A 13,871-nucleotide genomic window follows, 5' to 3' on the forward strand; every position below is an offset into this window, starting at 1 on the left:
TTCCTCATGGCATCACCACCACCCCTGCTCACCATGTCCGGTATCACCAAGTCGTTCCCGGGCGTCCGCGCCCTGGACGGTGTGGACCTCGAGGTCCAGGCCGGCGAAGTCCACTGCCTCCTCGGCCAGAACGGCGCCGGCAAGTCCACTTTGATCAAAGTGCTCGCCGGGGCTCACCAGCCCGACGGCGGTGAGATCACCTGGCGGGGTGAGCCCGTGTCCCTGGGGTCGCCGATCGCCGCCATGCGTCTCGGCATCGCCACCATCTACCAGGAACTCGACCTGATCGAGGGGCTGTCCGTCGCGGAGAACGTCTTCCTCGGGCACGAACCCACCTCCGCCGGGTTCGTCGTGCGCGGCTCAGCTGCCCGTACGGCGACCGCGGAGTTGCTGAAACGCCTCGGACACTCGGAGATCGACCCTGCGCGGCTCGTCGGCGACCTGTCCGCGGCGCAGCAGCAGATCGTCTCGATGGCCCGCGCCCTGTCCCACGAGGTTCGGTTGATCGTGATGGACGAGCCGTCGGCGGCGCTCGACCCCGAAGAGGTGGACAACCTTTTCAGGATCGTGGGCGATCTGACGGCCGATGGCGTCGCCGTCATCTACATCTCTCACCGTCTTGAGGAGATCCGGCGCATCGGCGACCGGGTCACGGTCCTGAAGGAGGGCCGGTCGGTCGCGGGCGGTCTGCCTGCCAAGTCGACGCCGACCCATGAGGTCGTGGCCCTGATGACCGGGCGGAATGTGGAGTACGTCTTCCCCGAGCGCCCCAAGGTGGAGTTCGCCGCGGGGAGAGAACCGGTGCTGAAGGTCGAAGGGCTGACCCGGCGGGGGGAGTTCGCGCCCGTCGATCTGGAGCTGCGGCCCGGAGAGATCGTCGGTCTGGCGGGGCTCGTCGGGTCCGGGCGCAGCGAGATCCTGGAGACGATCTACGGGGCTCGCAAGCCCGACGGCGGCCGGGTTCTCGTCGACGGCACGCCCTTGCGCCCCGGAAGTGTCCGCGCTGCCGTCCGCGCCGGCATCGGCCTCGCGCCCGAGGAGCGCAAGGCGCAGGGCCTGCTGATGCTGGAGTCCGTCAGCAGCAACGTCTCGGTCTCCACCCTGTCCCGGTTCGCCCGCGCGGGCTGGATCGACCGGCGTGCCGAGCGCGCCGCGGCGCACCAGGCGGTTCGGGAACTGTCCCTGCGGCCCGACAATCCCGATGCCGCGATCAGGACCCTGTCCGGCGGCAACCAGCAGAAGGCGGTGCTCGCCCGCTGGCTGTTGCGAGGCTGCAAGGTCCTGCTGCTGGACGAGCCGACCAGGGGCGTCGACATCGGCGCCCGGGCGGAGCTTTACGCAGTGATTCGCCGGCTGGCCGACGAGGGCCTGGCCGTACTTCTCGTGTCCAGTGAGGTGCCCGAAGTCCTGGGTCTCGCCGACCGGGTGCTGGTGCTCCGTGAAGGCAGCGTCGTGCACACGGCGGACGCCCGGGAGCTCGACGAGCACCGTGTACTTGATCTTGTAATGGAAGGGAGCCCGACGCCATGACGCAGCCGGCCACTGCGGCGCAGAAGGAAGCGCCGACGCCCGCCGCCAAGTCCGCGGGAGACAAAGAGAGTTCGCGCCGACCCGGTCTGCGGTGGGACATACGCACTCTGTCCTTGCTCGGAGTCCTCGCCGTCCTCGTCGCGGTCGGTGGGATCACCGCACCGGACGAGTTCCTGGCGACGAACAATCTGCAACTCGTCCTCACCCAGGCATCCGTGATCGGCGTCGTCACCGTCGGCATGACGTTCGTCATCACCAGCGGCGGGATCGACCTGTCGGTCGGCGCGATCGTGGCGCTCGCCTCGGTGTGGGCGACGACCGTGGCCACGCAGGAGTTCGGCTTCGCGGGCATCCTCTTCACCGCGGTGATCGTCGGTGTGGGCTGCGGTCTCGTGAACGGCGTGCTGATCGCCTACGGCAGGATGGTGCCGTTCATCGCGACGCTGGCCATGCTCGCCTCCGCCCGCGGTCTGGCGCTGCAGATCACGGACGGCAGCACCCAGATCGTGACCGTCGAATCAGTGCTCGATCTCGGTGCCAGGGACGCCTACATCCTCGGCATCCCGCCCCTTGTTCTGATCTTCGCCGCGGTCACCGTCATCGGCTGGCTGCTGCTCAACCGCACCACCTTCGGACGCCGCACCGTCGCAGTCGGCGGCAACGCGGAAGCGGCACGCCTCGCCGGCATCGACGTCCGCCGCCAGCGTCTGTACCTGTACCTGCTGTCCGGACTGTGCTGCGGTATCGCCGCGTTCATGCTGATCGTGCTCGCCGGCTCGGGTCAGAACACCAACGGCAACCTCTACGAGCTGGACGCCATCGCCGCGGCGATCATCGGCGGCACCCTGCTCAGCGGCGGTCGCGGCACCGTCGTCGGCTCCGTCCTCGGTGTTCTGGTCTTCACCACGATCACCAACATCTTCGCTCTGAACAACCTCGAGACCGCTGTCCAGCAGATCGCGAAGGGCGCCATCATCGTCGCCGCCGTCCTGGTCCAGCGCCGCTCGCTGCACGGCGGCGACGCCTGACGCCGTGCAGCACACCGCCGGACGGCGGCCCCTGAACCGCTGTCCGGCACCCCCACATCCTCCATCTGACGCACACCGCCCAGTCGAAGGGTCGATCCGCCATGGCAAAAACCCCCGCCACCAGCCGCAGAGCACTGCTGTTCGGCACCGCAGCCGTTTCCACCGGCGCGCTGCTGACCGCCTGCACCAGCAATGAGCCCAAGAACCAGGAAAAGGCCGCGGACAACGCTGCCCCGGTCGCGGACGACAAGCCGGGCAAGGCCGTCACCATCGGCTTCGCCGGCCCCCAGGCCGACCACGGCTGGCTGAACGCCATCAACGACAACGCCAAGAACCGGGCCAAGAAGTACAAGGACGTCACGCTGGAGATCACCGAGGGCTCCAACGACACCGCCCAGCAGATCGGCCAGATCGAGACGCTGATCAACAAGAAGGTCGACGTCCTGGTGGTCCTGCCCGCCGACGGCAAGGCCCTCACCCAGGTCGGGCTCCAGGCCATGCGCGCCGGCATCCCCGTCGTCAACCTCGACCGGATCTTCAACTCCCCGCAGGCGTACCGCTGCTGGATCGGCGGCGACAACTACGGCATGGGCCTCAACGCCGGCCACTACATCGGCGAACAGCTCAAGGACAAGAAGAACGCCAAGGTCGTCGAACTCGCCGGCCTCGACAACCTGGAGCTGACCCAGCAGCGCACCAAGGGCTTCGACGACGCCCTGAAGAACTACCCCAACATCAGGAAGGTGGCCCGCCAGGCCGCCGACTTCACCGTCGAGTCCGGCCAGGCCAAGATGTCCCAACTGCTGCAGGCCCAGTCGAAGTTCGACGCGCTGTGGAACCACGACGACGACCAGGGCGTGGGCGCGCTGCGCGCCATCGACCAGGCCGGTCGCGACGACTTCCTGATGGTCGGCGGTGCGGGTGCCAAGTCCGCGATGGACGCCATCAAGGCCGGCAACAGCGTGCTCAAGGCGACCGTCCTGTACCCGCCGACGATGGCCGCCTCCGCCATCGATCTCGCCCGCGCCCTCGGCCAGGGCAAGGGCATCGGCGGCCTCGCCGAGTTCGAGATCCCGTCCTCGCTGACCCTCTACTCGGCCGTGGTCACCAAGGACAACATCGACCAGTACCTGCCGACCGGCTTCATCTGACCGGTCCGGGCCGCGTGCCCCGCGAACACAGCGATGAGTCAGTGACACTCCGACGAGGAGGAACCGTATGGAACAGAGGGACAGTGGGACCGCACCGCCGGCACTCGGCGTGGGCATGGTCGGCTACGCGTTCATGGGCGCCGCGCACTCACAAGGGTGGCGCACCGTAGGGCACGTGTTCGACCTGCCGCTGCGGCCGGTCCTGGCCGCGATCGCCGGCCGCGACGCGCACGCCGTGCGGGCGGCGGCCGACAAGCACGGCTGGGCCGCGGCGGAGACCGACTGGCGCGCCCTCATAGCCCGCGACGACGTGCAACTCGTCGACATCTGCACACCGGGCGACAGCCATGCGGAGATCGCGATCGCGGCGCTGGAGGCGGGCAAGCACGTGCTGTGCGAGAAGCCGCTGGCCAATTCGGTCGCCGAGGCGCAGGCCATGGTCACGGCCGCCGAAGCGGCCCGCTCGCGCGGGCAGTTGGCGATGGTGGGCTTCAACTACCGGCGTGTGCCCGCCCTCACCTTCGCCCGCCGGCTCATCGCCGACGGCAGGCTCGGCACGCTGCGCCATGTGCGGGTCAGCTACCTCCAGGACTGGCTGGTCGACCCCGACTTCCCGCTGACGTGGCGGCTGCAGCGGGAGCACGCGGGGTCGGGGGCGCTCGGCGACCTCGGCGCGCACATCGTCGACCTCGCCCAGTACCTGGCGGGTGAGGTGCTGGTCGGGGTCTCCGCCCAGATGGAGACCTTCGTCAAGGAACGCCCCCGCCTCGACGGTGCCTCCTCCGGCCTGACCGCTTCCGGCGGCCCCCGGCGCGCTCCGGTGACCGTCGACGACGCGGCCGTGTTCACCGGCCGGCTCGCTTCGGGGGCGCTCGCCACGTTCGAGGCGACCCGGATGGCGTCGGGGCGCAAGAACGCCCTGCGGCTGGAGATCAACGGCGAGTCCGGGTCGCTCGCCTTCGACCTCGAGCGGCTCAACGAGCTGTCCTTCCACGACCACCGGGAGCCCGCCGCCACGGCGGGGTTCCGCAGGATCGTCGTCACCGAGGCCGAGCATCCGTACCTGGAGGGCTGGTGGCCGCCGGGCCACGCGCTCGGCTACGAGCACACCTTCGCCCACCAGGCCCGTGACCTGGTCGAGGCCATCGCGTCCGGCACCGACCCGATGCCGTCGTTCGCCGACGGTCTGCAGGTGCAGCGGGTGCTCGCCGCGGTGGAGGAGAGCGCGCAGAAGAACTCCGTCTACACCCCTGTCCAGGCCGTCGAGGCCGAAGTCCGGTAGAGATCCGGCAAGGAACCCCGCTCGGAGGCACCATGCCACGCCCGTTCACCCTGTTCACCGGTCAGTGGGCCGATCTGCCGTTGGAGGAGGTCTGCCGACTGGCCGCCGACTTCGGCTACGACGGCCTCGAACTCGCCTGCTGGGGCGACCACTTCGAGGTCGACAAGGCCCTGGCCGATCCGTCCTATCTGGCCGGCCGGCACGCCCTGCTGGAGAAGTACGGCCTGAAGTGCTGGGCGATCTCCAACCATCTCGTCGGCCAGGCCGTCTGTGACAACCCCATCGACGAACGGCACCAGGGCATCCTGCCCGCCCGCATCTGGGGGGACGGGGAGCCGGAGGGTGTACGCAGGCGTGCCGCGGCCGAGATCAAGAACACGGCGCGTGCCGCGGCTGCTTTCGGCGTCGATACGGTCGTCGGCTTCACCGGGTCGTCGATCTGGCATCTGGTGGCGATGTTCCCGCCGGTGCCGGAAGGGATGATCGAGCGCGGCTACGAGGACTTCGCGGAGCGCTGGAACCCGATCCTGGACGTCTTCGACGCCGAGGGCGTCCGGTTCGCCCACGAGGTCCATCCGAGCGAGATCGCCTACGACTACTGGACCACCAAACGCGCGCTGGAGGCGGTGGACCACCGGCCGGCCTTCGGGCTCAACTTCGACCCCAGCCACTTCGTCTGGCAGGACCTGGACCCGGTCGGCTTCCTTTACGACTTCCGGGACCGGATCTACCACGTCGACTGCAAGGAGGCCCGAAAGCGTCTGGACGGGCGCAACGGTCGGCTCGGCTCCCATCTGCCCTGGGGCGACCCGCGGCGCGGCTGGGACTTCGTCTCCGCCGGGCACGGCGACGTGCCCTGGGAGGACGTGTTCCGGATGCTGCGATCGATCGGTTACGACGGTCCGATCTCCGTGGAGTGGGAGGACGCCGGCATGGACCGCCTCATGGGCGCGCCGCAAGCACTCGCCGGTCTGAAACGGTTCGATTTCGACCCGCCCTCGGCGTCCTTCGACGCTGCCTTCGGAGGCGGCGACAACTAGGGACCCCGACAGGGAACTTCTGCTCCCTGGAACCAGCCACGTGAAGGCAGCCGGGCCGATCCGGGCTGCCCGGGCACGCCTTTGTCCTGAGTCTGGAAAAAGTTTGACATTCCTCTGCGCAAGGACTTTCCGTCGAGGACGAACGGGGCTACGGTCCCGTCTCGTGCACAGGCGCCACACGGTGGTTCGACAGTGATGGCGCACACCCCACCGGTTGCACAGCTCACCGCTCGTTCGACCGGACGACGGAGGACATCCGTGCACAGCACAAGGCCAAGTGCCGCCAAGAATCCCGCACTTCGCACCGACGGCCCGCTCGCCGCCGACTCGCTCGCCGTAACCGCGCCGACCAAGGAGCTGTCCTCCTAGGCCACGGTCGAAGCCCGCCCCTATGCCGACGGTGGGCGGGGAGGTCAGCCCCGCCCCCGCCCACCGTCTTTCAACCCCATCGGAACATCGACATGGCAGGGAGGCAGCCCGTGAACAACACCGGGAACGCATCGCAGTCCCAGGGCGGCGGGCGGACCGCACGCACCGGTGTCTGGTTCGTCGGAGCCCGCGGATCGGTGGCCACCACTGCCGTCGCCGGATGCGCGGCGGTCACGGCCGCCGCCCTACGAGCGACGACGAAGGTCCGCTCGTCCTGGTCTCCACCCCCCGCGCTGTATCCGGCCGCGTAGCGGCCACCGAAGTGAAGTCCCTTCTCCTGCGGCTCGCCGGCCTCTCCTGAGGCGGCAGCCATCAGGCACCCGCAGCACTGCGACAACGAAAGAGAGAGCCACTGTGACCGCGTTCAACGACGAAGCCGTCACCGGCGACGCCCTGCGCCGCACGCTCGGCGTCAGCCGCCGCCGTTTCCTCAGCACCTGCACGGCCGCCACCGCCGCGGCGATCGCCGCCCCGGTCTTCGGTGCCACGCCCGCCCTGGCGCAGGACAGAGCAGAAGCCGCCGGCTACGACCGGGGACGTTCCGCTCTGGTCCCGCCGCACAAGCGCGGCATCATCCTCTACACCGTCCGTGACGCGATCGGCCGCGACCCGCTGGCCTCCGACCTGCCCTCCGGTTTCCGCGAGGTGTTCCGGCAGCTGTCGCGCTTCGGCTACCGCCAGGTGGAGTTCGCCGGCTACGGCCAGCACGTCAACGCGCCCGGCGGCGCCGATCTGGGCACCCTCGAGGGAGCGAAGCTGCTGCGCTCCTGGCTCGACGCTTACGGCCTGCGGGCGCAGGGCAGCCACGGCTTCATCCCGCCGTCCTGGCCGCTGACCCCGTCCGACCTGGACACCTTCAAGCGCTTCCTGGAGATCTCCAACATCCTCGGCATGGAGCACATGGGTACCGGCGCCGACCCCACCAACACCCCCTACCGGGCCGACTGGGACGTGGCCGCGGAGAAGTGGAACACCCTGGGCGCCATCGCCCGTAGGGAGGGCATCAAGCTCTACACCCACAACCACGACAGCGCCTACGACTTCCTGCTCGACGGCGGCCCGCTCGACGCCCAGGGCCGGCCGACCCGCAGCTCCGGTATCCGCAAACTGGAGTACTTCCTGAAGGTGACGGACCGCAAGAGCGTCTATCTGGAGCTGGACGTCTTCTGGGCGCACGTGGCCCAGTACAAGTTCCACACGTACACCGCCCACGACGGCTCGCAGCGTGAGGACGTCTTCGACCCGGCCGCACTCGTGGGCCGCAACACCAGCCGCTTCCCGCTCTTCCATGCGAAGGACGGCGTGGTCAATCCCCAGAGCGGTCTGGGCTACGACATGGTGCCGTTCGGCACGGGCGACATCGACTACCGGAGGTTCTTCACCCGGGTGGGTGCGAAGAACTACCACAACCCGATGGTCGAGCAGGACAACGCACCGAGCGCGAGCGTTCCGGGTCAGTCCCTGGAGTTCGCCCGCATCGGCTACGACAACCTCGCGGCCCTGCGCGCCCGCCACTGACGAAGCGTCACCCGCGGTGCCCGCCGGGCGTCTTGGCGCCGGGCGGGTCCCCGGGCATGCCCGAAAAGGACCGGAAACACCAGGACAAACTTTCCTCGAGAAGATTGAAACTTTGTCCTTGACGAGTTGAAAGTGGGCGCCTTAGCGTCCAACTCACGCATTTCGCCTGGCTTTTCACCCGCTGGCCAGACCAAAGGAGTTCTGAGTGCGCAACAGACGGATCGTCACCCTCGTGGGGGCGGCGGCGTTGGCCGGGGCCATCGGGCTCCTGCCTCCGTCCCCAGCCCAAGCCGCCAAACCAGACCCCGCACCGCCGGCCCAGTCGGCCTTCCAGAAGGTCACCCTCAACGACCGCCCGGGCGAGCCCATGGCCCTCGCCGTCCTTCCCGACCGGCGGGTGCTGCACACGGCGCGCACGGGAGAGGTCCGGATCCACGACCCCAAGAGCGGCGTCAACTTCCTCGCAGCCGACATGAAGAAGAGCCCCGCCGGGCTCTACCAGCACGACGAAGAAGGCGTGCAGGGCATCGCCGTAGACCCCGGCTTCGCCAAGAACCACTGGGTCTACCTCTACTACTCGCCCCGCCTCGACACCCCCATGGACGACCCGGCCACTCCGGGCGTCAACGAAGGGGACGCACCGGAGTACGGCACGGCCGAGGACTTCGCCAAGTACAAGGGCGTCACACGGCTGTCGCGGTTCAAGCTCGAGCGCAACAAGCTCGACTTCGACACCGAACAGAAGATCCTCGACGTCCCGGCCGACCGCGGCATCTGCTGCCACGTCGGCGGCAAGATCGACTTCGACGGCAAGGGCAATCTGTTCCTGTCGACCGGCGACGACTCCAACCCCTTCGCCTCGGACGGCTACGCCCCGCTCGACGACCGCCCCGACCGCAACCCGGCCTACGACGCGCGGCGCACCGCGGGCAACACCGACGACCTGCGCGGCAAGGTCCTGCGCATCAAAGTCAAGCGCGACGGCGGCTACGCGATACCGGGCGGCAACCTCTTCCGGCCGGGCACCCCGAAGACCCGTCCCGAGATCTACGCCATGGGTCTGCGCAACCCGTTCCGCTTCGCGGTGGACGACAGGACCGGCGAGGTCTACGTCGGTGACTACTCGCCCGACGCCAACCAGGCGAACCCCGACCGCGGCCCCGCCGGCCAGGGCCGCTGGATGGTCATCGACCGTCCCGCCAACTACGGCTGGCCGTTCTGCGTGACCCAGGACATGCCGTACCAGGACTACGACTTCGCCACCCAGAAGTCGAGCGGCGCGTTCAACTGCGCCAAGCCGGTCAACGACTCGCGCCACAACACCGGCCTGAGCAAGCTGCCGCCGGTCACGGACGCGGAGATCGTCTACGGCTACGGGCTCTCCGAGGAGTTCCCGGAGCTCGGCACGGGCGGCATCGGCCCCATGGGCGGCCCGGCGTACCGCTACGACAAGCGGAACAAGGCCCAGAACCGCTGGCCCGCGTACTTCGACGGCAAGCCGCTCTTCTACGAGTGGACCCGCGACCAGATGATGGCCATCACCCTGGGCAAGAAGAACAAGGTCGAGAAGATCGAGGCCGCGATCCCCTCGATCACGACGGACGGCCCGATCGACGCCGAGTTCGGCCCGGACGGCGCGCTGTACGTCCTCGAGTACGGCACCGGGTACTTCGCGGAACTGCCCGAGGCCCAGCTCGCCCGCATCGACTTCACGCGGGGCAACCGCACCCCGGAGCCCAAAGCCACCGCGGACGTGGTCAACGGCACCAGCCCGCTGACGGTCCAGTTCTCCAGCGCCGGCACGAAGGACGCCGACGGCGACGCCCTCAGCTACGCCTGGGACTTCGACGCCGACGGCACCGTGGACTCCACGGAGGCGAACCCGAAGCACACGTTCACGAAGAACGCCGTCTTCGACGCCACGCTGAAGGTCACCGACAGCACCGGCCGCTCGGCCTCCGCCTCGGTTCCCGTCGTGGTCGGCAACAAGGCGCCGGTCGTCTCACTCACCACCGACCCGGCTCCGCACGGCGGCACGGAGTTCCACTGGGGTGACACGGTCGCCTGGAAGGTCACCGTCACCGACGACCAGCCGGTGGACTGCTCGAAGGTCACCGTCTCGTTCATCCTCGGCCACGACTCGCACGGCCACCCGCTGTCCACGAGCAACGGCTGCTCCGGATCGTTCGAGACGTTCCTGGACGGCGGTCACGGCGGTGCGGACAACCTGAAGGCGGTCTTCAACGCCACCTACACGGACACTCCCCCGGACGGCCTGCCGCCCCTCTCGGGCAGCTCGGAGGTCGCGCTGACGCCGGCCGACTGACCGGCGGCCAAACCACAGAGGCGGGGGCCATCCCTGGGGATGGCCCCCGTCGGCGCGCCCGCGACGTCTTGTCCCGGTCGCGGGCCCATCCTGGTCAGGCGCCGACCGGCGGATTCAGGCGCCCCTCCTCGACGTGCCTCGAAGGCTCGGCCGTACCGTCAACCAGATCGCTGCGGACATTTCTGGCAATTCGGTGCCGCAGGCGGGCGATGAGCTGAGTCCCGTGGTGGATCAGGGCCCCATAGGGGTTAGCGTGGTGAGCACTGACCGTCAGCCCGTGCTGGTTGGTGTTGGTTTTTGAGATGCAGGAGGGGGAAACATGCAGGTCGGAGCGATTTTGTGAGATTGCTGCACACTTCCGACTGGCATCTCGGCCGGGCGTTCCACCGGGTGAGCATGCTCGGTGCCCAGACCGAGTTCATCGGCCACCTCGTCGCGACCGTGCGTGAGCGCGGGGTGGACGCGGTGGTCGTGTCGGGGGACGTGTACGACCGGGCGGTGCCTCCGCTGGCGGCGGTCGAGCTCTTCGACGACGCCCTGCACCGGCTGGCCGACCTCGGGGTGCCGACGGTGATGACCTCCGGGAACCATGACTCGGCGCGCCGGCTGGGGGTGGGGGCCGGGCTCATCGACCGCGCCGGCATCCATCTGCGGACCGAGCCTTCGGCGTGCGGTACACCCGTGGTGCTGGCCGACACCCACGGCGACGTGGCCTTCTACGGGCTGCCGTATCTCGAACCCGCCCTGGTGAAGGACGAGTTCGGGGTGGAGAAGCCCGGCCATGAGGCGGTGCTCGCGGCCGCGATGGAGCGGGTCCGCGCCGATCTCGCCACGCGCGCGCGGGGCACCCGCTGCGTCGTCCTCGCACATGCCTTCGTCACCGGGGGCGAGGCCAGCGACAGTGAGCGGGACATCACGGTGGGCGGGGTCGCCGCCGTACCGGCCGGGGTCTTCGACGGGGTCGACTACGCGGCGCTCGGTCATCTGCACGGCAGCCAGATCATCACCGAGCGCGTGCGCTACTCGGGCTCCCCGTTGCCGTACTCCTTCTCGGAGGCCGACCACCGCAAGAGCATGTGGCTGGTCGACCTGGGGGCGGACGGTTCGCTCGACGCCGAGCGGATCGACTGCCCCGTACCGCGCGCACTTGCCCGTATCCGGGGGCAGTTGGAGGACCTGCTGGCCGACCCGGAGCTGGCGCGCCACGAGGAGGCCTGGGTCGAGGCGACCCTCACCGACCCGGTGCGCCCCGCCGACCCCATGGCACGGCTCAGCGAACGCTTCCCGCACACGCTCAGCCTCGTCTTCGATCCCGAGCGGGCCCCCGACGACCCGGACGTCTCCTACGCCCGACGCCTGGCGGGACGCAGCGACCAGGAGATCGCCGAGGACTTCGTGGCCCATGTACGCGGCGCGGGCCCCGACGCACGCGAACAGGCCGTACTCCGGGAGGCGTTCGACGCGGTGCGCGCCGACGAGGCAGTGCGGGAGGTGGCCCGATGAGGCTGCACCGGCTGCACATCACCGCGTTCGGGCCCTTCGGCGGGGCCCAGACGGTCGACTTCGACGAGCTGTCGGCCGCCGGGATCTTCCTGCTGCACGGGCCGACAGGCGCGGGCAAGACCTCGGTTCTGGACGCGGTCTGCTACGCCCTGTACGGATCGGTTCCGGGCGCTCGGCAGAGCGGCCAGGGGCTCACCCTGCGCAGCGACCACGCCGCGCCCGGCACCCGTACCGAAGTCCGTCTCGAACTGACCGTCTCCGGACGCCGGTTGGAGCTCACCCGGCAGCCGCCCTGGGAGCGCGCCAAGAAGCGCGGCTCGGGCACCACGCTCGACAAGGCCCAGAGCTGGCTGCGCGAGTACGACCCGGTGGCCGGCTCCTGGAAGGACCTCAGCCGCTCCCACCAGGAGATCGGCGAGGAGATCACGCAACTGCTCGGCATGAGCCGCGAGCAGTTCTGCCAGGTCGTGCTGCTGCCCCAGGGCGACTTCGCGCGCTTCCTGCGGGCCGACGCCGAGGCCCGCGGCAAGCTCCTCGGCCGCCTCTTCGACACCCGCCGTTTCGCGGCCGTCGAGCAGCGCCTGGCCGAGCTGCGGCGCGCCGCGGAGGCCCAAGTACGCGAAGGGGACGCGACGTTACTCGCTGACGCGCACCGCATGCAGCAGGCCGCCGGTGACATCGTGGAACTGCCGCTGCCCGATGTGGCCCCCGGAGACCCGGGGCTGGCCGAGTCCGTACTGTCCTGGGCGGCGATCGCCCGCAGTACGGCACGCGAACGGTTCACCGTGGCGCACTGCGCCCAGAAAGCCGCCGAGTCGGCGCAGTCGCAGGCGGATCGTGTACTCGACGACGTACGCGAAGTGGCGCGGCTGCAGCGGCGGTTCGCCGAGGCGCGGGAGCGGGCCGAGCGTCTGGAGGAGCACTCCGGAGCGCACCGGGAGGCCCGGGAGCGGATGGAGCGGGCCCGCAAGGCCGAAGCCGTTGCACCCGCGCTGTCCCTGCGCGACGCCGCGGAGGCCGAGCACCGGCGGGCGGCTGCCGACGAGGCACGCGCGCGTGCGCTGCTCCCGGGGACGTTCGCCGACGCCGGAGCGAGCGGCCTCGCGGCTGCCGCACGCAAGGCCGCCGAGGAGCTGGGCGGCCTGGAGTCGGCCCGCCGAGCCGAGCACCGGCTGGCCGAACTCACCACCGAGCGCGAGGCGTTGGACCGCCAGGAGCGCGCCGACGAGGACGTGCTCCAGGACACGGAAAGCTGGCTCGCCTCCTGGGAGACGACCCGCGCCGGGCTCCAGACCCGCATCGATTCCGCGCAGGAGGCCGCCACCCGCGCCGAGCAGTTCGCCGTCCAGCGCGAGCCCGCCCAGGCGCGGCTCGCGGCGGCACGGCTGCGCGACCAGCTCGCCCGCGACACGGACGACGCCCACGCGCGCGTGCTCGCCGCGCGGGAGCACGCCACGGACGCCCGCGCCCACTGGCTCGACCTCAAGGAACAGCGCCTCAAGGGCATCGCCGCGGAACTCGCCGCCGCTCTCGTGGACGGCGAACCCTGCGCCGTCTGCGGCAGCGCCGAACACCCGGCGCCCGCCCGGAAGATCGCCGGACACATCGATCAGCAGGCCGAGGAGGCCGCGCTCGTCGCCCATCAGGAGGCCGACGAGCAGCGCGCCGAGGCCGAGCGGCGACTCGGCGTCGTACGCGAGGCGCTGGCCGCGGCGACCGCCGAGGCGGGCGATGCCCCCACCGCGCAACTCGCCGAGCAGGCCGAGGAGTTGGCGCGGCGACACGCCGAAGCGCGCGGCGCCGCCTCCGGGCTGCACCCGGCGAGCGAGGCCCTGAGACAGGCCGAGCACGAGCACGAACGACGGCTCGCCGCCCACCAGGAAGCCGCCCTGCGTGCCGCCTCACGCGCGGCGCGCAGGGAGACCCTCGACCGCGAAGGGGCGGCCCTGGAAGCGGAGTTGACGCAGGCCCGGGGCGCCGCGGGCAGCGTATCCGCGCGGGCCGCGCAACTGGAGCGGCAGACGGCGCAGTTCACCGAGGCCGCGGACGCGGCGCGCATGGCGG

Annotated in this window: 9 protein-coding genes and 2 pseudogenes; all 11 read left to right on the forward strand. The window is 70.1% G+C overall.

The window, feature by feature from the left end; translation table 11 throughout:
- The first annotated feature begins 6 nt into the window (after window positions 1-6).
- Entirely contained in the window at window positions 7-1,530 is a 1,524-nt protein-coding gene (locus IEZ21_RS24670) for a sugar ABC transporter ATP-binding protein (RefSeq protein WP_189324080.1), read from the forward strand.
- A complete protein-coding gene (locus IEZ21_RS24675; protein ID WP_189324081.1) occupies window positions 1,527-2,558 on the forward strand; it encodes an ABC transporter permease in 1,032 nt (343 codons plus the stop codon). Before IEZ21_RS24670 ends, IEZ21_RS24675 begins: the two co-directional genes overlap by 4 nt.
- Before the next feature lie 101 nt (window positions 2,559-2,659).
- Window positions 2,660-3,709, forward strand: coding sequence for a substrate-binding domain-containing protein (locus IEZ21_RS24680; RefSeq protein WP_189324082.1), 1,050 nt, complete (start codon window positions 2,660-2,662; stop codon window positions 3,707-3,709).
- A gap of 67 nt (window positions 3,710-3,776) precedes the next feature.
- Entirely contained in the window at window positions 3,777-4,991 is a 1,215-nt protein-coding gene (locus IEZ21_RS24685) for a Gfo/Idh/MocA family protein (RefSeq protein WP_189324083.1), read from the forward strand.
- A 32-nt stretch (window positions 4,992-5,023) separates the two neighbouring features.
- Window positions 5,024-6,031 carry a sugar phosphate isomerase/epimerase family protein gene (locus IEZ21_RS24690; RefSeq protein ID WP_189324084.1) on the forward strand — a complete coding sequence of 336 codons (1,008 nt, stop codon included), beginning with the start codon at window positions 5,024-5,026 and terminating at the stop codon, window positions 6,029-6,031.
- Window positions 6,032-6,492: 461 nt separating this feature from the next.
- Window positions 6,493-6,639: pseudogene (locus IEZ21_RS48635) on the forward strand (inositol-3-phosphate synthase); the annotation flags it as partial.
- Window positions 6,621-6,761 (forward strand): annotated as a pseudogene (locus tag IEZ21_RS47795) (alkaline phosphatase family protein); the annotation flags it as partial. The pseudogenes IEZ21_RS48635 and IEZ21_RS47795, both read left to right, overlap by 19 nt.
- Window positions 6,762-6,814: 53 nt before the next feature.
- The gene (locus tag IEZ21_RS24700) at window positions 6,815-7,978 is read left to right on the forward strand and encodes a sugar phosphate isomerase/epimerase family protein (protein ID WP_189324085.1); all 1,164 of its coding nucleotides are present in this window, start codon (window positions 6,815-6,817) and stop codon (window positions 7,976-7,978) included.
- Window positions 7,979-8,183: 205 nt separating this feature from the next.
- Window positions 8,184-10,304 (forward strand): PQQ-dependent sugar dehydrogenase, encoded by a 2,121-nt coding sequence (locus IEZ21_RS24705; RefSeq protein ID WP_189324086.1) that lies wholly within the window; start codon window positions 8,184-8,186, stop codon window positions 10,302-10,304.
- A gap of 339 nt (window positions 10,305-10,643) precedes the next feature.
- Window positions 10,644-11,807 (forward strand): exonuclease SbcCD subunit D, encoded by a 1,164-nt coding sequence (locus IEZ21_RS24710; protein ID WP_189324087.1) that lies wholly within the window; start codon window positions 10,644-10,646, stop codon window positions 11,805-11,807.
- On the forward strand, window positions 11,804-13,871 hold a 2,068-nt coding region (locus IEZ21_RS24715), incomplete at its 3' end, for an AAA family ATPase (protein WP_246568114.1). The genes IEZ21_RS24710 and IEZ21_RS24715, both read left to right, overlap by 4 nt.

The sequence above is a fragment of the Streptomyces flaveus genome (assembly GCF_014647675.1).
Taxonomy (GTDB): Bacteria; Actinomycetota; Actinomycetes; order Streptomycetales; family Streptomycetaceae; genus Streptomyces; species Streptomyces flaveus.

Bases quoted from the DNA above. Each gene is read 5' to 3' on its own strand.
- IEZ21_RS24680 (WP_189324082.1), top strand. From the start codon at position 2,660: ATGGCAAAAACCCCCGCCACCAGCCGCAGAGCACTGCTGTTCGGCACC.
- IEZ21_RS24675 (WP_189324081.1), top strand. From the start codon at position 1,527: ATGACGCAGCCGGCCACTGCGGCGCAGAAGGAAGCGCCGACGCCCGCC.
- IEZ21_RS24690 (WP_189324084.1), top strand. From the start codon at position 5,024: ATGCCACGCCCGTTCACCCTGTTCACCGGTCAGTGGGCCGATCTGCCG.
- IEZ21_RS24670 (WP_189324080.1), top strand. From the start codon at position 7: ATGGCATCACCACCACCCCTGCTCACCATGTCCGGTATCACCAAGTCG.
- IEZ21_RS24685 (WP_189324083.1), top strand. From the start codon at position 3,777: ATGGAACAGAGGGACAGTGGGACCGCACCGCCGGCACTCGGCGTGGGC.